22 protein-coding genes, 2 tRNA genes and 1 pseudogene are annotated in these 22,071 nt (G+C 36.8%); 5 read left to right on the forward strand and 20 right to left on the reverse strand.

Annotated features, from left to right (window positions below):
- Positions 1–68: 68 nt before the first annotated feature.
- Genes hemD through hemA form a run of 4 tightly spaced genes read right to left on the reverse strand, consistent with a single transcriptional unit; the run spans position 69 to position 3,951 of the window.
- Positions 69–821, reverse strand: a complete 753-nt coding sequence (gene hemD, locus MKY70_RS23260; RefSeq protein WP_088293441.1) for a uroporphyrinogen-III synthase — start codon at positions 819–821, stop codon at positions 69–71.
- A 2-nt stretch (positions 822–823) separates the two neighbouring features.
- Complete coding sequence (gene hemC, locus MKY70_RS23265) at positions 824–1,753, reverse strand: hydroxymethylbilane synthase (RefSeq protein WP_002034194.1); 930 nt, start codon at positions 1,751–1,753, stop codon at positions 824–826.
- A gap of 15 nt (positions 1,754–1,768) precedes the next feature.
- A complete protein-coding gene (locus MKY70_RS23270; protein ID WP_002015354.1) occupies positions 1,769–2,602 on the reverse strand; it encodes a cytochrome c biogenesis protein in 834 nt (277 codons plus the stop codon).
- A gap of 17 nt (positions 2,603–2,619) precedes the next feature.
- The gene (hemA, locus tag MKY70_RS23275; protein ID WP_002015353.1) at positions 2,620–3,951 is read right to left on the reverse strand and encodes a glutamyl-tRNA reductase; all 1,332 of its coding nucleotides are present in this window, start codon (positions 3,949–3,951) and stop codon (positions 2,620–2,622) included.
- A gap of 417 nt (positions 3,952–4,368) precedes the next feature.
- On the opposite strand from hemA, the gene MKY70_RS23280 reads away from it, so the two are divergent.
- On the forward strand, positions 4,369–4,821 hold the full coding sequence (locus MKY70_RS23280) for a MarR family winged helix-turn-helix transcriptional regulator (RefSeq protein ID WP_002015350.1): 453 nt from the start codon (positions 4,369–4,371) through the stop codon (positions 4,819–4,821).
- 2 nt (positions 4,822–4,823) lie between these two features.
- Positions 4,824–5,240 (forward strand): organic hydroperoxide resistance protein, encoded by a 417-nt coding sequence (locus MKY70_RS23285; RefSeq protein WP_002015349.1) that lies wholly within the window; start codon positions 4,824–4,826, stop codon positions 5,238–5,240.
- 35 nt (positions 5,241–5,275) lie between these two features.
- Here MKY70_RS23285 and yihA read toward each other — a convergent pair whose 3' ends face one another.
- From yihA to MKY70_RS23320, 7 genes are all read right to left on the reverse strand, one after another.
- A complete protein-coding gene (gene yihA, locus MKY70_RS23290; protein ID WP_002088829.1) occupies positions 5,276–5,872 on the reverse strand; it encodes a ribosome biogenesis GTP-binding protein YihA/YsxC in 597 nt (198 codons plus the stop codon).
- Positions 5,869–8,199 (reverse strand): endopeptidase La, encoded by a 2,331-nt coding sequence (lon, locus tag MKY70_RS23295; RefSeq protein ID WP_088034143.1) that lies wholly within the window; start codon positions 8,197–8,199, stop codon positions 5,869–5,871. Before lon ends, yihA begins: the two co-directional genes overlap by 4 nt.
- 185 nt (positions 8,200–8,384) lie before the next feature.
- Positions 8,385–10,055: an ATP-dependent protease LonB gene (gene lonB / locus MKY70_RS23300; protein ID WP_002034202.1), complete on the reverse strand. Its 1,671-nt coding sequence runs from the start codon at positions 10,053–10,055 to the stop codon at positions 8,385–8,387.
- Between the two features lie 106 nt (positions 10,056–10,161).
- Complete coding sequence (clpX, locus tag MKY70_RS23305; protein WP_000472285.1) at positions 10,162–11,421, reverse strand: ATP-dependent protease ATP-binding subunit ClpX; 1,260 nt, start codon at positions 11,419–11,421, stop codon at positions 10,162–10,164.
- A gap of 264 nt (positions 11,422–11,685) precedes the next feature.
- Entirely contained in the window at positions 11,686–12,963 is a 1,278-nt protein-coding gene (tig, locus tag MKY70_RS23310) for a trigger factor (RefSeq protein ID WP_088034141.1), read from the reverse strand.
- A gap of 310 nt (positions 12,964–13,273) precedes the next feature.
- Positions 13,274–14,272, reverse strand: coding sequence for a hypothetical protein (locus MKY70_RS23315; RefSeq protein WP_002034206.1), 999 nt, complete (start codon positions 14,270–14,272; stop codon positions 13,274–13,276).
- A 198-nt stretch (positions 14,273–14,470) separates the two neighbouring features.
- The gene (locus MKY70_RS23320) at positions 14,471–14,719 is read right to left on the reverse strand and encodes a hypothetical protein (RefSeq protein WP_001983650.1); all 249 of its coding nucleotides are present in this window, start codon (positions 14,717–14,719) and stop codon (positions 14,471–14,473) included.
- A 315-nt stretch (positions 14,720–15,034) separates the two neighbouring features.
- On the opposite strand from MKY70_RS23320, the gene MKY70_RS23325 reads away from it, so the two are divergent.
- Positions 15,035–15,649, forward strand: a complete 615-nt coding sequence (locus MKY70_RS23325; RefSeq protein WP_000473869.1) for a PH domain-containing protein — start codon at positions 15,035–15,037, stop codon at positions 15,647–15,649.
- 322 nt (positions 15,650–15,971) lie between these two features.
- On the opposite strand, the gene MKY70_RS23330 is transcribed toward MKY70_RS23325, so the two are convergent.
- Together MKY70_RS23330 and MKY70_RS23335 are read right to left on the reverse strand one after the other, a co-directional pair.
- Complete coding sequence (locus MKY70_RS23330) at positions 15,972–16,172, reverse strand: hypothetical protein (RefSeq protein ID WP_002160346.1); 201 nt, start codon at positions 16,170–16,172, stop codon at positions 15,972–15,974.
- Positions 16,173–16,204: 32 nt separating this feature from the next.
- The gene (locus tag MKY70_RS23335) at positions 16,205–16,393 is read right to left on the reverse strand and encodes a hypothetical protein (RefSeq protein ID WP_088034137.1); all 189 of its coding nucleotides are present in this window, start codon (positions 16,391–16,393) and stop codon (positions 16,205–16,207) included.
- A 72-nt stretch (positions 16,394–16,465) separates the two neighbouring features.
- Here MKY70_RS23335 and MKY70_RS23340 point away from each other — a divergent pair.
- Positions 16,466–17,042 (forward strand): annotated as a pseudogene (locus MKY70_RS23340) (pre-toxin TG domain-containing protein); the annotation flags it as partial.
- A 12-nt stretch (positions 17,043–17,054) separates the two neighbouring features.
- Complete coding sequence (locus MKY70_RS23345) at positions 17,055–17,411, forward strand: DUF6572 domain-containing protein (protein ID WP_002142229.1); 357 nt, start codon at positions 17,055–17,057, stop codon at positions 17,409–17,411.
- 169 nt (positions 17,412–17,580) lie between these two features.
- Here the strand turns inward: MKY70_RS23345 and MKY70_RS23350 are convergent.
- The 7 genes from MKY70_RS23350 to racE form a co-directional block, all read right to left on the reverse strand.
- Positions 17,581–17,654, reverse strand: a tRNA-Arg gene (locus tag MKY70_RS23350).
- Position 17,655: 1 nt separating this feature from the next.
- A tRNA-Gly gene (locus tag MKY70_RS23355) sits at positions 17,656–17,729 on the reverse strand.
- 108 nt (positions 17,730–17,837) lie between these two features.
- Positions 17,838–18,341, reverse strand: a complete 504-nt coding sequence (locus MKY70_RS23360) for a metallophosphoesterase (protein ID WP_088034135.1) — start codon at positions 18,339–18,341, stop codon at positions 17,838–17,840.
- A gap of 13 nt (positions 18,342–18,354) precedes the next feature.
- Positions 18,355–18,963, reverse strand: coding sequence for an XTP/dITP diphosphatase (locus MKY70_RS23365; RefSeq protein WP_140152416.1), 609 nt, complete (start codon positions 18,961–18,963; stop codon positions 18,355–18,357).
- Between the two features lie 11 nt (positions 18,964–18,974).
- Complete coding sequence (rph, locus tag MKY70_RS23370; RefSeq protein ID WP_341025798.1) at positions 18,975–19,712, reverse strand: ribonuclease PH; 738 nt, start codon at positions 19,710–19,712, stop codon at positions 18,975–18,977.
- A gap of 131 nt (positions 19,713–19,843) precedes the next feature.
- On the reverse strand, positions 19,844–20,893 hold the full coding sequence (locus tag MKY70_RS23375; RefSeq protein ID WP_002015339.1) for a GerMN domain-containing protein: 1,050 nt from the start codon (positions 20,891–20,893) through the stop codon (positions 19,844–19,846).
- Between the two features lie 130 nt (positions 20,894–21,023).
- Complete coding sequence (gene racE, locus MKY70_RS23380) at positions 21,024–21,848, reverse strand: glutamate racemase (protein ID WP_048517140.1); 825 nt, start codon at positions 21,846–21,848, stop codon at positions 21,024–21,026.
- Positions 21,849–22,071: the final 223 nt, after the last annotated feature.

Here is a 22,071-nt window from a genome sequence, read left to right on the forward strand (position 1 = left end):
CCGTAAACGCCCGATTGGTTCAACTAATAATCAGTGGGGGATGAACAAACCCCCCACTGATTAAAGTTTCACTTTATAGATTCACAAATGCATTGCAGTAATGCTTCTACAGTGTACTCTTTTGGCACAATAACATGTGGAAAATAGAGGTTCGCCTCTTTTTCCGTAATAGGCCCTATACAAGCAATTGTACATTTTTTCGTCCATTCTCTCCAGTTTGTACCCTCAAGTAAACGAACAAAACTATCAACAGTTGAAGGGCTCGTAAATGTAATAATATTTACTTCCCCTAATTTCAATGCTGTTATAAGTTCTTGTTTTTTCTCTACATTCACCTTCGTACCATATACAATTAACTCATCTAGAAAAACACCAAACTCCCTAAGTTTAACCGGGATTACATCTCTTGCTAAATTCCCTTTCGGAAATAAAATACGCTCGTTTCCACTTAATTCTTTTAGAAACTCTTCGGCAAATGTTTCTGCAACAAATGCAGTGGGAACAAAATCTACTTGATAGCCTCGCTTTTCTAACTCTAACTTTGTTTTCACGCCTACTGCAGCAATTTTAATCGGTCCTGGGAGCTTCTTTCTCAAACTATCTAGAAAAAAAGCTACACCATTTTTACTCGTGAAAATAACCCAGTCATACGAATGTAGCTGCCCTGCTATATGTTGAATTTGCCTATGAGACGTACCTTCCATACGCAAAAGCGGAATTTCCAATGGAATTCCGCTCCTTTCTTTCACTGCTACACTCATTTGTTTCGCTTGGTGCTGGGCACGTGTAATCAATACTGTTTTGCCAGCGAGAGCGTTCATATTTATTGTTGCTCCTTATTTGCAGCAAGGATGAGCTCTTTTGCTCCTTGTTTAATTAAACGGTCCGCAGCCTCTAATCCAACTTGCTTCGGATCATTACCTACTACTATCTCTTTCAATAAAACAGAACCGTCCATAGAACCGACAAGCGCTGTTAATTCGATTGCATCATTTTCTTTAAGAGTTGCATATCCAGCGATTGGAACTTGGCATCCACCTTCAAGTTTATGAAGAAATACTCGTTCAGCAGCCACTGTTCTTTCTGTTACTGCATCATTAATATGCGCTAACAACTGAAGTAAATCCGTATCATCCTCACGACATTCAATCGCTAATGCACCTTGTCCTACGGCTGGTACACATAACGTTTCATCTAAATGTTCTGTAATAACTTCTCCGTCCCAGCCCATTCTCTGTAATCCAGCTGTCGCTAAAATAATTGCATCGTAATCTTCATCTTTTAACTTACGTAAGCGTGTATCGATATTCCCGCGAATCCATTTCACTTGTAAATCTGGTCTCGCAGCTAGTAGTTGTGCACTACGTCTCAAACTACTCGTTCCTAAGATCGCGCCTTCTGCTAAGTCTTTAAACGATTCTCCGTTTTTAGAAATAAAAGCATCACGAGGGTCAACGCGCTTTGGCGTACAACCAATCGTTAATCCATCTGGAAGTACAGCTGGCATATCTTTCATACTATGTACAGCCATATCAATTTCTTTCGTAAGTAACGCATGTTCAATTTCCTTTACAAATAAACCTTTTCCGCCTACTTTTGAAAGAGTAACATCTAAAATAACATCACCTTTTGTGACGATTTCTTTCACTTCAAATTCATATGGTAAACCAAGCGCTTTTAATTGATCAATAAACCAATTAGTTTGTGTTAATGCTAGTTTACTCTTTCGTGAACCTACAATAATTTTGCGCATAATTCTCTCTCCTCATTATAAATACCAAAAGTGGAAATTAGATAAACTGCTTAATAGAAAAATGTTAACTAGCATTACGAGAAATGCCCCGATATTCCACTGCACAATTTTCTTACCTTGCAACACATCTGCTGCTCGTAAATATAAGCCCACGCAATATACAAATAGAACGACAAAAGACCCAATTACTTTCGTATCATACCAATGGAAATTATCCAATTTTGTATATCCCCATATGCATCCTAATATAATTGCTAATAAGAAAAACGGAACAGAAAATAAATTTAATCCGTAAGACATAGATTCAAGCTTCGGCAAATTTCCTAATCTTCTTAATCTCGCATTCCACTTTTTCTTTTTTAATAGTCGGTATTGCAATAAATACATAATAGAAAAAATAAACGATACAGTAAACGTTGCATAAGAAATAATCGCCATACCGACATGCACGTATACAAGTTCTGAAACTAATTGCTCTGCAAGTACTGGCGACATCTTCCCGAGCGGTGTAAAAATAGAAAAAGCGCTTACGCCAAATGCTACAACATTTGTAAAAAAGACTAAAAAGTCAATACGCATAAATCGATTAATGACTAATGACATCGTAATCAATAACCAAACATAAAAATAAATCCCTGATAATAAAGTTAAAATAGGATTCGTTTCTGAATCTGTAGCCCTAAGCAACATAAAGATAGACTGCAGAACCCATACAATCGAAAGTAACCAAAAAGCAAAGCGGTTCGCCTTTCGGTTACTTTGGAAATAATCTATAAAATATAAACTAATGCTACAAGCATATAAAATAATTGCAATATGATAAATAATACTGTTATTTAAAAAACTCATCCGATCATCCTTCCAAGTTATAAAGATGGAACGGATGGTGTCCACGCTCTTTTATGTTCTACTTCTTCCGTATTTCCCGCTTCTTCCACTTCTAAATCAAAAATCTTCGCAAATAAAGCTAATTTTTCGCCAGCTCCCTCTTCAACAGCTAATTCTTTAGCTACTAAAATTGGGTCTTTTAACAATTGGTTAATAATACTTTTCGTATGTTTACTAATTACTTTTTTCTCACGATCACTAAGGTTTGGTATTTTTCGCTCAAGACTTTCCATCGTATCACTTTGAATTGCTAGCGCTTTATCACGAAGAGCTGATATTAACGGTACAACACCTAGCGTACTTAACCACGTTTTAAATAAAACCATTTCTTCTTCAATCATAAATTGAATTTTCTCTGCTTCTTTTAAACGTTCAGCACGGTTTGCTTCAACTACACCTTGCAGATCGTCGATATCATATAAGAAAGAGCCTTCTAATTCATCAATCGCCGGATCAATATCACGTGGTACTGCAATATCAACCATAAATAACGGACGACCAGAGCGCATTCTCTCTACTTTTGTCATCATTTCTTTCGTAATGACATATTCTGATGCACCCGTTGAACTAATTAAAATATCCGCTTCTAATAATGCACATTGCAATTCACTTAAAGGCTTTGCATGTCCCATATATTTCTCAGCCATCACTTCCGCTTTCGTAAGCGTCCTATTCATAACCGTTACTTTACGAGCTCCACTTCCGTATAAGTTTTGCAGTGCAAGTTCACCCATCTTACCCGCACCAAGAATAAGTACATGACAATCTGTTAAATCGCCAAATATTTTCTTTCCGAGCTCAACAGCAGCATAACTAACAGACATCGCACTTTCACCAATCGTTGTTTCTGAGTGCGCACGTTTTGCTAACGTAACCACTTGCTTAAACAACTCATTAAAAATTGTACCTGTCGCTTTTACTTGTTGTGCTTCTAAAAAGCTATCTTTTATTTGACCTAAAATTTGCGTCTCTCCAACAACCATAGAATCCAAACCGCACGTTACGCGGAATAAATGATCTATTGCGCCATCTTGTTCAAAAATAGACAAGTATGGTGCGACTTCTTCTATTTCAAGCTGAAACCAATCAGCTAAAAACTTCTTAATGTAATACCGTCCCGTGTGTAATTGATCGACAACAGCGTAAATCTCAGTGCGATTACAAGTTGATACAATGACATTTTCTAGCACGCTCTTTTGGTTTTGTAATATAGTCATTGCTTGCTCTAGCTCTGCTGCCTGAAATGTGAGTTTCTCACGAAATTCTACAGGGGCTGTTCGATAATTTACACTAACAACAAGAATATGCACGCAGCATGTCCCCCTTCACCCGTTTTATCACTTTATCTACTATCATAATACAACTTTCCTCTTATGAATCTGACAATCGTGTGAACAACTGATTATTTTTTATTTATTCTCCATATGTAATAAAGGAGCTTCAGTAAGATTAATAAAGAACTTTCTACTTTATAATAATTATAAAATAATAACTCTATTTGTACGTTACCAAAAAAAGTCCTCATAATCAAGTGATGGAAACTATTCCATATTAATTATAACATCATCTTTTCTATCTTCTTTCATCATGAAGGAAAATATGTATGATTGTTCCAAAATATAGTACTCACTTTCTCGATGCAATGCATTTGACATTGTATTTCTTTTTCGTTATATTGGTTTTACAAAATTAAATTGTGCACAATTTAAAAATACAAGGAGTTGCCTATGAAAGAAAATCCTTTGCATCTAGATAACCAACTTTGTTTTTCTATTTACGCTTGTTCTAGAGAGGTTACCCGTTTTTACCGCCCCTATTTAGAAGAAATGGGCATTACGTATCCCCAGTACATTACTTTACTCGTACTCTGGGAACAAGACGGACTAACAGTAAAAGAAATTGGAGAACGTCTATTTTTAGATTCTGGTACTTTAACACCTATGTTAAAACGTATGGAATCATTAAAACTTGTACAACGTGTTCGTTCAAAAGAAGACGAGCGAAAAGTTTGTATTGAATTAACAGAACAAGGTAAAGATTTAAAAGAAATAGCTTGTTCATTACCAACAACGATGGCTACAAATTTAGGCATTACAGAGCAAGAATATCATTCTTTATTAATCCAATTAAACACATTAATTGAAACAATGAAAAAAATTAATGACAGAAAAGGGGAATAAACATGGATAAATTATATACTGCTTCAGTAACAGCAACAGGTGGAAGAAACGGTAAGGTAGTTTCAGATGATGGCATATTAAATCTTGATGTAAAAATGCCAAAAGCACTAGGTGGCGCAGGCGGAGAAGCAACAAATCCAGAACAATTATTTGCAGCTGGTTATGCAGCTTGCTTTGATAGTGCATTGCAACTTGTAATTCGTACAAAACGTATGAAGGTGGAAAGTACAGAAGTGACTGCACACGTTTCTATCGGTAAAGATACAGATGGTGGTTTCGGACTATCTGCTGTACTTGACGTACATGTTGCTGGTGTTTCTCATGCCGAAGCACAAGAACTTGTAGAAGCCGCTCACGGTGTATGTCCTTACTCTAAAGCAACAAGAGGAAATATTGAAGTTACATTAAACGTACGCTAAAAGTTTAGTAAATAAAAAAAAACGCGCGACATTCGTCACGCGTTTTTTGTTTTTGTCATTTTATGAATTGCTTTCCATGCTTCTTCTTTTCCAAGTCCTGTTTCAGAAGAGAATAGAACGATTTCATCGCCAATTTCAACAGCAAGCGTTTCTTTTACAACTTTTAAATGCTTTTGCCATTTCCCTTTCGGAATTTTATCGGCTTTCGTTGCAATAATAATTGTTGGGATTTCATAATGCTTTAAGAAATCATACATCATAATGTCATCTTTTGTTGGTTGGTGACGTAAATCAACTACTAATACAGCTGCGTCTAATTGCGTACGTGTTGTAAAGTAAGTTTCAATCATTCTGCCCCATGCCGCGCGCTCTGTTTTAGATACTTTCGCATATCCATAACCTGGAACGTCAACAAAATGCATCATTTCATTGATTAAGAAAAAGTTCAGCGTTTGCGTTTTTCCTGGTTTAGAAGAAATACGTACTAACTTTTTACGATTTAAAATTTTATTAATAAAGGAAGACTTCCCGACATTAGAACGACCTGCTAAGGCAATTTCTGGTAAATCACTGTCTGGATATTGTTCCGGTTTAACGGCACTAATTACAATATCTGCTTTTGTTACTTTCATTGTTTCACTCCTACTAATGCGTGCTCCAATACTTCGTCTAAATGAGATGCAAGCACAAACGTAAGGTTTTCTTTTACGCTCTCTGGAATATCATCTAAATCTTTCTCATTTTCCGCCGGTAAAATAATTTTTGTTAATCCCGCGCGGTGAGCACTTAATGTTTTTTCTTTCAAACCACCAATCGGTAATACACGACCACGAAGTGTAATTTCACCTGTCATACCAACTTCTTTACTTACAGGAATACCTGTTAGTGCAGAAATAAGTGCCGTTGCCATCGTAATACCTGCTGACGGTCCATCTTTTGGAACTGCTCCTTCTGGAACATGAATATGAATATCGTTTTTCTCATGGAAATCCGGATCAATATGAAGTTCTTCTGCACGAGAACGAATATAGCTAAACGCGGCTTGTGCGGATTCTTTCATAACATCCCCAAGTTTCCCTGTTAAAATTAATTTCCCTTTTCCTGGCGCTACAGACACTTCAATTGCAAGTGTATCGCCGCCCGCTGCTGTGTAAGCTAAACCTGTTGCCATACCAACTTGGTCTGTTTTTTCAGCTTGACCATAACGGAATATATGCTTACCAAGTAAATCAACAATATTTTTCTCTGTTACAACAATGCGCTTGCGTTCTGCTGTAACGATAATTTTTGCTGCTTTACGGCAAACTTTTGCAATTTGACGCTCTAACGTACGAACACCAGCCTCGCGTGTATAATAACGAATAATTTCAAGAAGCGCTTCATCACGTACTTGCAAATTACCTTTTCGCAAACCGTGCTCTTTTAATTGTTTCGGCAATAAATGCTCACGAGCAATGTGCACCTTTTCAAGTTCTGTATAACCAGCAATTGAAATGATTTCCATACGGTCAAGCAATGGGCCCGGAACACTTGCAAGTGTATTAGCAGTTGCAACGAACATAACTTTCGATAAATCATATGGCTCTTCAATGTAATGATCACTGAAGTTATGGTTTTGTTCTGGATCTAACACTTCAAGTAACGCCGCTGATGGATCTCCCCTGAAATCGTTAGACATTTTATCAATCTCATCTAATAAGAAGACTGGATTAACTGTTTTCGCCTTTTTCATACCTTGAATAATACGTCCTGGCATCGCTCCTACATATGTACGACGGTGACCACGAATTTCAGATTCATCACGCACACCACCAAGAGAAACACGTACAAAATTACGGTTTAACGATGTTGCGATAGAACGAGCTAACGAAGTTTTCCCAACCCCAGGAGGTCCTACTAGACAAAGAATTGGCCCTTTTAATGAATTCGTTAACTTCTGTACAGCTAAATATTCAAGTACTCGCTCTTTCACTTTTTCAAGACCGTAATGATCTTTATTTAAAATTTCTTCCGAATGAGTGAGGTCAATCATATCCTCTGTTGCTGTTGTCCATGGGAGAGCTAATAACCAATCAATATAATTATGAATGACACCACTCTCAGCAGAACTTACAGGTAATTTTTCATAACGATCTAATTCTTTCAGTGCAGCCTTCATTGTTTCTTCAGGCATTCCTGACTGTTCAATTTTCTCACGAAGTTCTTCAACTTCCCCGCCCTTGCCTTCTTTATCACCAAGTTCAGTTTGAATCGCCTTCATTTGCTCACGTAAGAAATATTCTTTTTGCGTGCGCTCCATTGAACGTTTCACTTTTTGTCCAATTTTCTTTTCTAGGCTAAGTAACTCTTGTTCATCTTGAATAATTGAAATAAGTGTATGTAGTCGTTCTTTCACAGATACAATCTCTAAAATCTCTTGTTTCTGCTTCGTTTTAATCGGTAAGTGAGAAGCAATTAAATCAGCTAGTCTTCCCGGTTCTTCTACATCAGCTACCGTTGCAAATGTTTCATTTGAAACTTTTTTCGAAACTTTAATATATTGTTCGAAATGCTCCAGTAACGTACGCATAAGAGCCTTCTCTTCTAAATCATCTTCTACTTCTTCCGTTACCGTTTTAATAGAAACTTGCACTACATTTTCTTCTTCGATAAACTCTACTACTTCTGCTCTATGTAAACCTTCTACAAGGACACGAAGCGTACCGTTCGGCAATTTTAACATTTGCTTCACTTTCGCCACTGTACCTACACTATATATGTCATCTTCTTTCGGATCGTCGATATTCATTTCTTTTTGCATCGCTAAAAAGATGATATTTTCATCCATTGCCGCCTGCTCTAGTGCTTGTATCGATTTATCACGTCCTACATCAAGATGCAGAACCATCGTTGGATATACGAGAATGCCTCTTAATGGTAGGAGGGGCACAATTCTTTCATTCGTATTCATACTAGACATAGCACCTCCATAACAAATTAAACTCCTGTTCAACTATTTTATATTACAATACATCTAGATGCAATTGCAGAGATTCTTCGCAATTGTTAATCCCCTGTTTTTTTGTGCCTCACGAAAAGAAAAAAGACTCCGCTTAAGCATACAAACTTAAACGAAGTCTGGCAAATTTTTATTATTGTATATTCTCACATTGATTGTGCATCTGTTTCGTCCAAATCATTATGTGCATCAAGCTCACGATGCATATTTTCCTGCATAAATGTTAATTCAAATACTTCTTTTAATTTGCGAACAGGAATGATCTCAATTCCCTTTATTGTATACAAAAATGGTTGCATGTTTTCAGCCGGAATGATGACTTTCTTAGCTCCCGCTTTTTTCGCAGCTTTTATTTTTGCGTACACACCACCAATAGGCTTCACTTCTCCGTGGATACTTATCTCACCTGTCATCGCTACTTCATTATTCACATACGTACGATGCACTGCTGAATAGACACCTGTTGCCATAGCAATACCTGCTGAAGGACCATCAATCGGGATACCACCAGGAAAATTAATATGTATATCATACCCTTCTGGCAACACATCTAGAGAACGAAGTACTGTTAACACATTATCAACAGAACCTTTCGCCATACTTTTACGGCGGATTGATTTCGTTTGATTTCCAATACTTTCCTCTTCTACAATTCCAGTGACATTTACTGATCCTTTATCTTTCGCAGGAATAGCTGTTACCTCAATTTCTAATAACGCACCTGTATTCGGCCCATATACAGCAAGCCCGTTCACAAGACCGATTCTCGGAATTGGATAAATACGTTTTTCGTACTTTGGTGTAAGCTGACTAGAATGAACAACCCACTCAATATCTTCATCTTTAATGAAAGGTCGTTCTTCATTTATCGCCATACCAGCAGAAATTTGCACGAGATTAATTGCTTCTCGCCCATTTCTTGCATACATTCCAATCATTTCGATACCGTTCTCACCTACTTGCATCTCCACTTTGTCAGCTGCATTTTTCGCTACTTTTTGAATTTCTTCTGTATCTAACTCACGGAAGAACACTTCTAAACAACGCGACCTAATTGCAGGAGGAATTTCCTCTGGTGAACGTGTCGTTGCACCAACTAAGCGAAAATCTGCAGGTAAACCTTTTTGAAAAATATCATGTATATACGTTGGAATCATCGAATTTTCTTCACTATAATACGCACTTTCCAAAAACACTTTCCGATCTTCTAACACTTTTAGCATTTTATTCATTTGAATTGGATGTAATTCACCAATCTCATCAATGAACAAAATACCACCATGCGCATCTGTTACAGCCCCTTTTTTCGGTTGCGGGATACCCGCTTGTCCCATTGCACCTGCTCCTTGATAAATAGGATCATGCACTGAACCAATTAATGGATCCGCAATACCACGCTCATCAAACCTAGCTGTCGTCGCATCAAGTTCGATAAATGTTGCATTTGTACGAAATGGAGATTTCGGATTTCGTTTCGCTTCTTCTAATACAAGGCGTGCTGCCGCTGTCTTTCCAACACCTGGTGGACCGTATATGATCACATGTTGCGGATTAGGACCACAAAGAGCCGCTTTTAACGACTTAATCCCGTCTTCTTGCCCTACAATGTCTATAAAGGATGTAGGACGTACCTTTTCCGCAAGCGGCTCTGTTAAAGAAACCTCACGCATTTTACGAAGCTGCTCTAATTCTTTTTTCGATTCTCGATCAATTGAAACTTTTTGTGTTCGCTGATTTCGAAGTAAATGCCAAAAATACAATCCGACAATTACGCCAAAAACAAGTTGAACAAGTAAAAATATATTTGTCCAGCTCATAATTCATTTCCTCCCGCTATGTTTTACCTTTTAGTATTTCCTGGGAGGAATAGTGCTAAACATAAAGAAAAACAGCAATTATAAAAATTGCTGTTTCTTCTTCGCATTATGCAGATGTTTTTGTATCAAGTACAGTACCGTCTTGTAACACCAATTTCGGCGGTTCATTATCAGCTACTGTTTCTTTCGTAAGAATACACTTCTCGATATCTTTGCGAGATGGAAGTTCGAACATTACATCAAGCATCAAGCCTTCAATAATAGAACGAAGTCCACGAGCACCTGTTTTACGTTCAATTGCTTTTTTCGCAATCTCAACTAGTGCACCTTCTTCAAACTCTAACTCAACATCGTCAAGCTCCAATAATTTTTGGAATTGCTTAACAAGTGCATTTTTCGGTTTAGTTAAAATATCTACAAGAGCATCTTCATCAAGCGGCTCTAGGTTCGCAATAACTGGAAGACGACCGATAAACTCCGGAATTAAACCGAATCTTAAAAGATCCTCTGGTAAAACGTGAGATAAAACATGCTTCTCATTTACATCAGCATTTTTCTTCTCAGCACCAAATCCAATTACTTTCTCACCAAGGCGACGTTTAATAATAGGCTCGATGCCATCAAACGCTCCACCACAAATGAATAGGATGTTCGTTGTATCAATTTGAATAAACTCTTGATGCGGGTGCTTACGACCACCTTGAGGTGGAACGCTCGCTACAGTACCTTCTAAAATTTTCAGAAGTGCCTGCTGTACACCTTCACCAGATACATCACGTGTAATTGATGGATTTTCGGACTTACGTGCCACTTTATCAATCTCATCAATATAAATAATTCCTTTTTCCGCTTTTTCTACATCGTAATCAGCCGCTTGAATTAGTTTTAGTAAGATGTTTTCTACATCTTCCCCAACGTATCCAGCTTCTGTTAAAGATGTTGCGTCCGCGATTGCAAATGGAACATTTAAAATACGCGCTAATGTTTGTGCCAATAATGTTTTACCACTACCAGTTGGCCCAATAAGTGAAATATTACTCTTCGCTAATTCTACATCATCAATTTTGCTGTTAGAATTAATGCGTTTGTAATGGTTATATACCGCTACCGCTAGTGCTTTTTTCGCGTTATCTTGTCCGATGACATACTCATCTAAGATTTCACGAATTTCTACCGGTTTCGGTACATCTTTGAATTCTACTTCTTCGTCCTTCGCAAGCTCCTCTTGTACAATTTCAGTACAAAGCTCGATACACTCGTCACAAATGTAAACACCTGGACCTGCAACTAACTTTCGAACTTGTGTTTGTGTTTTACCACAGAAAGAACATTTTAATTGACCTTTTTCATCATTAAATTTAAACATATTTTCACACCCCTTACAAAGTGCTAACCTCTTGCCTTCGTATGTACACGATAAATGTATCGTATGTAAATACATATTATGTCACTACGTAGCGAGAAATACAAATAATATGACTAGTTATGTACAAATAAAAAAATTTTAAAACTTTTGAAATATGTATATTCGACTTACAAAGGCACTTTTCCTTCTTCATCGAAAAGTTTTATAAATATATTTCTATATTTATAAAACAAGGCACGATTAAAATCGCGCCTTGTTATTTTATTATGCAGCGTTGTCTACTAAGAAGTCTACAGCTTTACGCACTTTAAGGTCTTCAGATAAAGCGTCTACGCTTCCAAGAGCTTGCTTGATAGCGTCTACTGGCATACCGTACATTTCAGCCATTTTTTCAACTTCTGCAGTTACTTCTTCTTCAGTAACTTCGATGTTTTCAGCTTCAATGATAGCTTCAAGAACAAGATTGATTCTTACACGTTTTTGTGCATCCTCTTTCATTTGCTCTTTTAATTTGTCAGCGTCAGTACCTGTGAATTGGTAGTAAAGCTCAAGGTTCATACCTTGTTGGCTTAAACGTTGCTCGAATTCACGAACCATACGATCTAACTCAGTGTCGATCATAGCTTCTGGAATGTCGATTTCAGCGTTAGCAGCAGCTAATTCTACTACTTCGTCACGTACTTTGTGCTCAGCTTCGTGCTTTTTGCCTTCTTCTAAGTTTGTACGAAGTTTTGTTTTTAATTCATCAAGAGTTGCAACTTCTTCGTCAGCATCTTTAGCGAACTCGTCGTTTAACTCAGGAAGTTCTTTTGTTTTGATTTCGTGAATTGTTACTTTGAATGTTGCTGGTTTACCAGCTAATTCAGCAGCATGGTACTCTTCTGGGAATGATACTTCAACTTCTTTAGAATCACCAGCTTTAAGACCAATTACTTGCTCTTCGAAACCTGGGATGAAAGTACCAGAACCGATTGCAAGAGAATAGTTTTCGCCTTTTCCGCCTTCAAATGCTTCGCCATCAACGAAACCTTCGAAGTCGATTACAGCTGTATCACCATCGGCAGCAGTTCCTTCTTCTTTAACAACTAGTTCAGCTTGACGCTCTTGTAAAGCTTTTACTTCGTTCTCTACATCCTCGTCAGTTACAGTTGTTTCAACTTTTTCTACTGCTAAACCTTTGTAATCACCTAATTTAACTTCAGGTTTTACAGTAACTTTTGCAGTGAAAATTAAGTTTTGGCCTTTTTCGAATTTCTCGATGTCAATCTCAGGATGAGCAACTGGGAAGATACCAGCTTCATCGATTGCTTCACCGTATGCTTTTGGTAAGATGATATCTAAAGCATCTTGGTATAAAGATTCAATACCAAAGCGTTGTTCGAATAATGGACGAGGCATTTTTCCTTTACGGAAACCTGGTACATTAATTGTTTTTACTACTTTTTTGAATGCAGCGTCGATAGAGTTATTTACTTCTTTAGCATCAACTTCGATTGTTAAAACGCCAACGTTACCTTCTAATTTTTCCCATTTTGTAGACATTTATTCTTTCCCTCCAACTATAATAATGTATGCACATACCTCTATAGATCAAAATTTTTATTATCTCTTTCTTGAAATAACAAATGTACAAATAACCCTCTAGCAAAAAGCTTTCAGATACAATGTTCCAATCTACTAATTGTCTAAGAGACAACTACGGTATATTTTGTTCGAGACTAATATGAAACATATTAAGTAAGAGAATTATACTCCTCTTCTCTTACAAACAGGCAGATTTCTGCCTTTTGCAACCCTTACATTATAACATAGAATGTGCTCGTTTCAATAACTGAACGATTCTTTTTCATAATTATACGGGCAAATACCCTTCTCTTTCAATGCGCAGTAACCATTGATAGGCAATATGAAATTCCTCAAACTCAATATTGTATGCTGTCATAAGTTCTTCTTCATCAATAGCCAATCCGAAACGCTTTCTTCCAATTCTCTCTAAGACAGCAGCCCAAATTTCTACTTTATCCATTAATAGAGGGAACGGAAAAATACTAATTTGTAATTCTTTCCAGTATGTAACCATCGTACTAAATATATCTGGATAATTTTGCTCTAATCGGTTTGAGAATTTATGTATAATTTTATCGGATTGCTCCTCATTATGACCTGTAAATGCTGGAATCACCTTTATCGTATTTCCAAACTTCTCTACTTCTATCTCTTCTTCTATTTGATTTTCTACCATTTTATACAAAATAGAAGTTTTTAAATAAGGGTGCTGATCTTCGTCTATTAAAAATTTCTTTAAAGTAGGAAGTGCGAGATCCAGGTCTTTTAACGAAAGTTTCTGGATCACTCTTAGCTTTTGACCAAAGTTTTCTCCAAAAAGCCCATCGGTAAATTCTTCTAATTCAAAATTCGAATCCACTAGCGGTGTATCTTCTTCATTCAGCATCCCTTGCGCAAACAAAGCAAGCTGCGCCAATTTTTCCTTTTGCTCAGGAATTATATCTTTCGTTTGCAAAACTTCCTCAACAGTTTCAATGACACCTTCATAATCATTTGTTTGAACTAAAATAGTTACATACGTTTCAAGAATATCACCAAATAATACAGCTCCTGTTTCAAGCAACTGCTCACATTTTTCTTTCGCTTCTTCCATACGTTTTAATTCTAGCAAACAAATAACGGAAGCTAATTCTGTTTGTTCCGTTTCTGCATTATACTGACGTAATATTTCAAAGCAGCGCAATGCATCTTCGAATTCCCGCTCTTTCAACGCTAAAAAACCTTTATCAATATAGCGTTCTGATAGTTGCGGAAACAATACGACCGTATTTTCTTTTTTATCCATACGTCCGCCTCTTTTTCTAGATTTTAATGATCTTCAAAGTAAATATATCAAATGCGTAATGAGAACACAACATTCCAAAATTATTTATTTGAAATATAGGAATATTCTATTTTCATAACGAAAAAGCAACAAACTTCTAAATGAAATTCATTTTTCACAAACAAAAACCCTCAGCAACAGACGGCAGAGGGTTCATCATTAATGGAAAGCTTTTATAATTGTGGGGTATATAACAAGGGTAATAATTTGGAGAACAATAATTGCCATAACAATCATGCTAAAATAGAAGATTGGTTTACTTCGCTTCATTAAAAACATAATAATAAGCATCGTACAAGCAAACAAACTTAAAAAGAACAAACTCGTTGTCGAACTAAGTATACCACTCGGGACAAAGAACAATAAAACTACACTACAAGTACCTATAATTCCAAATAACCATTCCATTCATTCACTCATTCCCTTTCCCTCTCATGGCAGTTTTTTCTACGCTACTAAATGTTTTACAACATCAATTACATATGTTAACTTTTCATACGCCACAAACCCAAAAGCTACTGTTAAACCCGTTACGATTAATCCTTTCATCATCTCTTCCTCCTCATTTATCGTTGTTAGCTTCATTATATAAGATTAGTAATTTGTTACCATCGAACTTCCTTACACTTACCTTACAGAGTTGTAAGATTTCAAAAATAAGTTTAAAATCATGTTAATATATTTTTGTACAATTAAGAATTTATTTTACAAGGGGGATTATATATGTTCAAAAAAATGGCAGCTGACGTTTTAGGATTAAGCGATGTAGGTTCCGTTATCACACCAAAAGATTACGATAAGGTCGATGCTGATGATTACGTAATGCATGAAGATGGGGAGAAAATTTACTTTCTTATTAAATCAAAATCGGATGAATATTGCTTTACAAACAAAGGATTAATTCACCTAGATGGTACAAGTGCCACAAGCAAAAAACGTACATTACGCCGCTTTAGCTATAGTAAATATCAAATTAAAAACGTAGCACTTGAAACTGCAGGAACGATTGATTTAGATGTAGAAATTAAATTTCAAATGGGAGATGAGCATTACTCAATTGATGTTCATAAAAAACATATTGAAGAATTAAAAGATTTATATAAGGCTCTTCTTAAAATCGAAGAAATTTCATACGACAACGACATTACATTGCAGTATGCACATAAAAGTTTAGATATGGCATCTAACGCTTTCAGCCGTATTTCAAATGCACAAGTAAATTTAGCAGAACAGTTTAAAGAGATGAACGAGATCGCCTTTAACTGGCTCGTTGATACGAAAAAGCAATATAACGTGAAAGATTACGGTTTTGTCTTTGAAAAATTTATTAATAACTAATTTAAAACAAACAAAAAACCTTGTTATCAAAAGATAACAAGGTTTTTTTAGCGTCCCAGGAGAGATTCGAACTCCCGACCCGTCAATTACCTACGATATATAAACGATTCTTTCATCGCTTGCTGAACGTTCATTTGTGCGGTCAACTGACCGTTTTTGTTAATTAATATTATACGCTATATAGTAGTTCTACGTCAATGTTGAATGCCTTTTTGTTCTATCGATTCCCTATTGAAAATTCTGACGCATTTAGATGAATCCCCTTATCCACGGAATAAAAAATAATCGTCTTAAAATGCGAATCTCGGCGTACCTTTCCGCACTATTTTATATATTTTGATCGCAGTCTTAATATATCTTCCTCTTCGCGAATGCCTGCCGATCCCTTTCTCACATTTTTTACGACAGTCCAATTCGAATTAGTTTCATCGCCGATGTTCTGTATTGTAAAGTTGCCGTCACCATATTTCCGGTGACCTTCTGCCAATTTCTCCGTTAAATCATTCTCGTTTGCTCTCGCCATCTTTGCGCCATCTCCCTTTTTATACAACCTTCTTAAACTGTCCAACTAATCACACGTCCAGTCAATTGGAGATCCTCGCTTTCCGCTTCGTTTAATTGTAACACACTGTCGGGGATAAGTTCCGATAACGGCTGCCCAATCGCACTAGAAATGTTATTTTCTTTGCATGTGAATGAGCCGACGCCAGTTACGCTAAACGATGCGATCCCTTGCTGCTGCATTTTGTTTGTATCGTTATAAACGATTGCTAAGTATGCGCTGCATTCGTAGATAGCATTATAGGGGATATCATATCCTTAGAGAAAATTACTAGAGACCTAGCGGGCGAGCTATCGGGTGAATATGATGTACGACGCGTTATAGAAGGTGTTGACCCCGACACTGGCGAAAAACTTTCGTGGTGGGAACGCACTGGTGCTGGTGTCATGGTTTTTGCGGGTCTTACTCCTGTTGGTAAGGGAATAAAAGTAGTCAAAGGTGCCAAAAAAGTTTCCAATGCAATAGATGCAGCAGCCACACTAGAAAAACAACGGAAAACTTTAAAAGCTAATAGCTTAGCAGGTAAAGAATACGAAACAAAAATGTTCGAGGTTATAAAACAACAAAAACCTAAATCTGAATTGAATGAACAAATAACCGTACAAACAAAATCGGGCGTACGCACTCGTATAGATATAGGAGGCAAGGACGCAAATGGTAAGATTGACTTAGTGGAGTTAAAATCGTCACCTACTGCACCCTTTACTAAAAATCAGAAAAAAGCCTTCCCCGGAATCAGGTGCAATTGTTAAAAGTAGGAACAAACCACCATTTGAACATTTAGAAGAGATTCCACCAACGAAAATAAATGTAATAAGAAAAGAAGAATAAGGAGGCTTTTATATGGCATTACATGATACGGATCAAGTCGATTTAGTTTTAATAGACGAGGATAATAAAGATAATGTGTACTTAACAATCTTTGATGCTTTAGAGTGGAATAAAAGCGAAGAACTTGACGATGAGCACATTTTACTTCTACAAGACAAAATCAATACATATTTAGGATTCATTGAAAGTGATGAAATCCATGAAAAAGTTCCAAGTACAATAGGAAGAACACAATTCATTATACAAGTGTATTCGCAGAATGAACCTAGTTTTTATGGGAAAAAGTTTTATAACATTGTAAGTGAACAATTAGGAGAATCTGGATATGGATTTGAGTTTCACCATAAACCTATTGATTCTTTAAGTTAAATAAGAGGAACAGGGCGCATAAACGGTGCTCTGTTTTTGATGTACTTTAATCTACTTTATATACTCATTATCATATATTCCATTGTAGTATTTTCACACCTCTTGCACATACATCAATTTTTAGACAAACAAAAAACCTTGTTATCAAAAGATAACAAGGTTTTTTTAGCGTCCCAGGAGAGATTCGAACTCCCGACCGTACGCTTAGAAGGCGTATGCTCTATCCGGCTGAGCTACTGGGACATGGAGCGGGTGAAGAGAATCGAACTCTCGACCAGAGCTTGGAAGGCTCTTGTTTTACCACTAAACTACACCCGCACATGTTATTTTATTTTTCTTCGTTAGCGCCGTTGCCCTATCGACAATATTTATTATATTCATAACTACTTATAAAGTCAACACTTTTTTAAAAGAGGATAATTTTTCTTATCCTCTTTTAAAAATTGCTTGTTCCACCAGTTGTCCATCTAATGTTTCAAAACGAACCTCTATATGATTTTCATCCATTTCTAATAAAGCGAATGTTTTTTCCACACGAGAGCGCGGGAGCAAAATACTTCCTGGATTAATAAATAAAATCCCATCAATTAATTCTGCCCCTAATACATGAGAATGTCCAAAGCATGCTACTTGCACTCCTACTTCTTCTGCATGATACGCTAACGTTTGTAACGTCATTTTCACATTATGACGATGACCGTGTACAACTAAGAAACGAATTCCATCTACATCAGTTACAATTTCATCTTGAAAGTTAGCATAATCACAATTCCCTTTTACAACATGGAAACCTTGCAGCTCTTCGTGAGCAGGCGTTAGCTCTGAATCACCACAATGAATCATGACATCTACTTTCCCTTCGTAATTCTCTTTTAACTGCTGTAATTCCTTCACAGAGCTATGACTATCGCTTACGATTAAAGCTTTCATCAATCTCTCTCCCTTATTCTTCTAAAAACCATTCTGGGATTTTTTCTTCTAATTTACGAAGAGCACGCCCGCGGTGACTAATTGCATTTTTCTCATCTGAGCTTAGCTCCGCCATCGCTTTTTTATATTCTTCTACATAAAAAATCGGATCGTATCCGAAACCATTTTCCCCGCGGCGCTGTTCTAAGATTTTTCCTTCGCACGTTCCGTTTACAATAACCGGCTCTTTATCCACTTCAGGGAAAGCAACTGCTAGCGCACAGTAAAAACGAGCTGTACGTTTTTCTAAATCGACGTCGGTTAACTCTTGTAACACTTTATCTATATTCGCCTGATCATCTTTCGGCTCTCCAGCAAAACGAGCTGAATATACACCTGGTTTCCCGTTTAAGGCATCTACAATAAGACCAGAGTCATCCGCAATTACGATGGAATTCAACTGTCTACTAAGACTGTCCGCTTTTAAAATTGCGTTTTCTTCAAATGTTTCACCAGTTTCTTCGACTTCTTCAATATGAGGAAAATCGTGTAAAGATTTCACTTCTAAGTCAAATCTCTCAAATAACTCAGCAAACTCACGTACTTTCCCAAGATTTTTCGTCGCTACAACAACTTGCTTCATATTTTCCACCTCTACTCTATATGAGATACGATGTCACCTAACGCTTCTTTTTGCTTTTCAACAAGTTGGAAAATCCCTTGTTCAGCAGCATCAAGTAATTCATTTAATTCAGCTCTGCTAAACGTCGCTTCCTCTCCAGTTCCTTGTACTTCAACAAACTGACCTTTTCCAGTCATAATAACGTTCATATCAACGTCTGCTTTAGAATCTTCAGCATAATTTAAATCTAAAACGACACCTTGTTCTTCAACAATGCCTACTGACGTTGCTGCTAAATAATCTTTCACCGGAATTTTAGATACTTTGTCTGCTTGCAATAATTTTTCAAAAGCTAATACCATCGCTACATAAGCACCTGTAATTGAAGCTGTTCTCGTTCCGCCATCCGCTTGAATTACATCACAGTCAATCCAAACCGTTCTTTCGCCAAGCGCTTCTAAATCAACAACCGCACGTAATGCTCGTCCAATTAAACGCTGGATTTCCATTGTGCGCCCTGTTACTTTCCCTTTACTTGACTCTCTGATTGTACGTTGCTCTGTCGCACGTGGAATCATTGCGTATTCTGCTGTTACCCAGCCTTTTCCTTCTCCGCGCATAAACGGCGGTACACGCTCTTCAATTGTCGCTGAACAAATTACCTTTGTATCTCCAACTTCAATTAGTACTGATCCCTCTGGATGTTTTAAATAATTTGTATGAATATGTATATGGCGTAGCTCTGCTTTTCCTCTACCATCTACTCGCATAAAAATAACCCCCTCATAAATACTCTCATTAGTATAGCCAAATTTAAATGTACGCTATGTATAACAATAAAAGAAGGGGAACTCAAAAAGCAATTCCCCTTTCTTACATAAGTATATCAAATTATTCGCGATTAAAAACTACCTGTATTCACGTTTTGTGGACGATCAACAGGTTTTATTAACTTTTCACCTTTCTCATCCATAAGATTTGCTTTCCCATTCACTTCAATAGAAACATTTTTCACACCTTGTTTTTCCGTTAAAGATAAGACTAACGATTTCAACACATAATTTGAAATCATGTTTTTGTCTGGGTTCACAAATATATTTTCATTAAAGTTTAATGTAATATTTCCGTTCTCCACTTTTGGATTCGTAATAAGCTTAGCTCCTGGATTAAAATCATTTAGTAGCGATCCTTGAATCGGACCTTTTACAAGCTCATCCACAATTGCCGAGTAATCATTTTCTTTTCCTTCTGCAACGCGCCTTGTTACTGGTACGTAATATTGCTGCTTATTATTATTTTGCGCCATAAAGTAAAGTGTAACCGGTTTTGTATGCGTCACATCTGCTACTTGTTCATCATCAAAGTTAATTCCATTCGCACGACTTACACCTTCACCAAGCGGTGTACCCGCAACAGGCATCTTCGCTAACTTTTCACCATTTATTTGGAACTGCACTTGTTTTATTTCTGTAAATTGAGTCAAAGTCCACGCTACTGATTCAACAATTTGACGTTCTTCTTCTTTTGAATAATTTTTCATTTCTTTAGAGAAATCAATTACTGCTGTCCCGCCTTTTTTCAAATTCAAGGTCATCGTCGTATTCGCTGGAAGGACTGCTCGAAATCCATTTGGCAATAAATTTGTAACTGGTCCATCTTTCACAAGATACTCTAACGTTTGCTGGACAACTTCATTCGCTTTCGGAGTAGGCATTGCAATAGTTTGCGGTACGACATATCCATTTTTATCAACGAGGTATAACTCTCTATTTACTGTTTGCCCTTGTTTATCTTTTTTAGCAGTTTCTTTCTTTTCACCTTCTGTATACGTAACTTTTTTTGGCGGATCAATTTGTTCTGTCGCTTTCTCTTGATTTAACAAGCCACACCCTGATAATAAAATCGCACTCACAGTAGCACCAACAACCCATTTAAAAGTGGATTTAGGCATGCCATTCCCCCCTAAAATCTAAGTTTGTACTATTATGTATACGAGCTGTTTCATGTTTTAGAACAAGCTATGGCTACTTATACAGAAAAAACCCCTGATTTCTCAGGAGTTCTCTTATATGAATCTACTATTATTCTATTTCTAAATTGATATGCTTCACATTTTCAATCGGCTGACCGAACCACTTTGATGCAATTTCTTTAAACAGGCCTATTTTACCAGTCGTTAAGAAGAGATGATCACTTTGTTCTTCTCCCTCATTTAACATCTTACTATGGTATAAAATCGTGCTTACCTCACGCGCTGTTTCATCACCCGAACTAATTAATTGTACTTGATCCCCCATTACCTTTTTAATAACAGGACCTAAAATCGGATAATGTGTACATCCTAGAATAAGCGTATCAATGTCAGTACTTTTCAACGGTTGCAATGTTTCTCTTACAACTTCATACGCCATTTCACTTTCGAAATTCCCACTCTCTACAAGCTCAACGAAAGGTGGGCACGCTAAACTTTCTACCATAACACGGTTATTAATAGACTTTAGCGCCTCTTCATAGGCGCCACTTTTTACTGTTCCAATCGTTCCAATAATCCCAACATGATACGTATTTGTCACTTTTAAAGCTGTACGTGATCCTGGATGAATAACTCCAACTACTGGAATTGGTAATTGTTTCTGCATTTCTTCTAATACAACCGCAGTTGCTGTATTACACGCAATAACTAACATTTTGATATTTAAATCTAATAAATGCTCCGTCATTTCCCACGTAAATTGACGCACTTCTTCACGAGAACGCGGACCATAAGGGCAACGTGCTGTATCCCCTAAATATATAATACGCTCTTTCGGCAACTGACGAATTAATTCCTTCGCTACTGTTAAACCGCCCACTCCTGAATCAATAACACCGATCGCTCTATTCAACTTAATCACCCGTTTTCTCATTCATCATCTTTTATGTTTATCAGTATATTTTACACACTTTAAGTTCGCTAACTTAAAGTGCCCCTGTATAAAAATTTTCATTTGTACCTATATAGATCAGGACCTTTTTTATTTTGCTCCTTTTTTTCATAATTTGCAAGACAGAAAAATAACCGATCTTCTATATGAAAGTCGGTTTCTTCTATATAAATGCCCATTCAAAATAAAACTCCCGCTACCTTTG

The organism is Bacillus sp. FSL R9-9492, from assembly GCF_038007365.1.
GTDB classification, from domain to species: Bacteria; Bacillota; Bacilli; order Bacillales; family Bacillaceae_G; genus Bacillus_A; species Bacillus_A mycoides.

Excerpts from the sequence above, each read along its gene's own strand:
- hemD (WP_088293441.1), bottom strand. The coding sequence starts at position 821 with ATGAACGCTCTCGCTGGCAAAACAGTATTGATTACACGTGCCCAGCAC.
- hemC (WP_002034194.1), bottom strand. The coding sequence starts at position 1,753 with ATGCGCAAAATTATTGTAGGTTCACGAAAGAGTAAACTAGCATTAACA.
- MKY70_RS23270 (WP_002015354.1), bottom strand. The coding sequence starts at position 2,602 with ATGAGTTTTTTAAATAACAGTATTATTTATCATATTGCAATTATTTTA.
- MKY70_RS23280 (WP_002015350.1), top strand. The coding sequence starts at position 4,369 with ATGAAAGAAAATCCTTTGCATCTAGATAACCAACTTTGTTTTTCTATT.
- MKY70_RS23285 (WP_002015349.1), top strand. The coding sequence starts at position 4,824 with ATGGATAAATTATATACTGCTTCAGTAACAGCAACAGGTGGAAGAAAC.
- yihA (WP_002088829.1), bottom strand. The coding sequence starts at position 5,872 with ATGAAAGTAACAAAAGCAGATATTGTAATTAGTGCCGTTAAACCGGAA.
- lon (WP_088034143.1), bottom strand. The coding sequence starts at position 8,199 with ATGTCTAGTATGAATACGAATGAAAGAATTGTGCCCCTCCTACCATTA.
- lonB (WP_002034202.1), bottom strand. The coding sequence starts at position 10,055 with ATGAGCTGGACAAATATATTTTTACTTGTTCAACTTGTTTTTGGCGTA.
- clpX (WP_000472285.1), bottom strand. The coding sequence starts at position 11,421 with ATGTTTAAATTTAATGATGAAAAAGGTCAATTAAAATGTTCTTTCTGT.
- tig (WP_088034141.1), bottom strand. The coding sequence starts at position 12,963 with ATGTCTACAAAATGGGAAAAATTAGAAGGTAACGTTGGCGTTTTAACA.
- MKY70_RS23315 (WP_002034206.1), bottom strand. The coding sequence starts at position 14,272 with ATGGATAAAAAAGAAAATACGGTCGTATTGTTTCCGCAACTATCAGAA.
- MKY70_RS23320 (WP_001983650.1), bottom strand. The coding sequence starts at position 14,719 with ATGGAATGGTTATTTGGAATTATAGGTACTTGTAGTGTAGTTTTATTG.
- MKY70_RS23325 (WP_000473869.1), top strand. The coding sequence starts at position 15,035 with ATGTTCAAAAAAATGGCAGCTGACGTTTTAGGATTAAGCGATGTAGGT.
- MKY70_RS23330 (WP_002160346.1), bottom strand. The coding sequence starts at position 16,172 with ATGGCGAGAGCAAACGAGAATGATTTAACGGAGAAATTGGCAGAAGGT.
- MKY70_RS23335 (WP_088034137.1), bottom strand. The coding sequence starts at position 16,393 with ATGCAGCAGCAAGGGATCGCATCGTTTAGCGTAACTGGCGTCGGCTCA.
- MKY70_RS23345 (WP_002142229.1), top strand. The coding sequence starts at position 17,055 with ATGGCATTACATGATACGGATCAAGTCGATTTAGTTTTAATAGACGAG.
- MKY70_RS23360 (WP_088034135.1), bottom strand. The coding sequence starts at position 18,341 with ATGAAAGCTTTAATCGTAAGCGATAGTCATAGCTCTGTGAAGGAATTA.
- MKY70_RS23365 (WP_140152416.1), bottom strand. The coding sequence starts at position 18,963 with ATGAAGCAAGTTGTTGTAGCGACGAAAAATCTTGGGAAAGTACGTGAG.
- rph (WP_341025798.1), bottom strand. The coding sequence starts at position 19,712 with ATGCGAGTAGATGGTAGAGGAAAAGCAGAGCTACGCCATATACATATT.
- MKY70_RS23375 (WP_002015339.1), bottom strand. The coding sequence starts at position 20,893 with ATGCCTAAATCCACTTTTAAATGGGTTGTTGGTGCTACTGTGAGTGCG.
- racE (WP_048517140.1), bottom strand. The coding sequence starts at position 21,848 with ATGAGAAAACGGGTGATTAAGTTGAATAGAGCGATCGGTGTTATTGAT.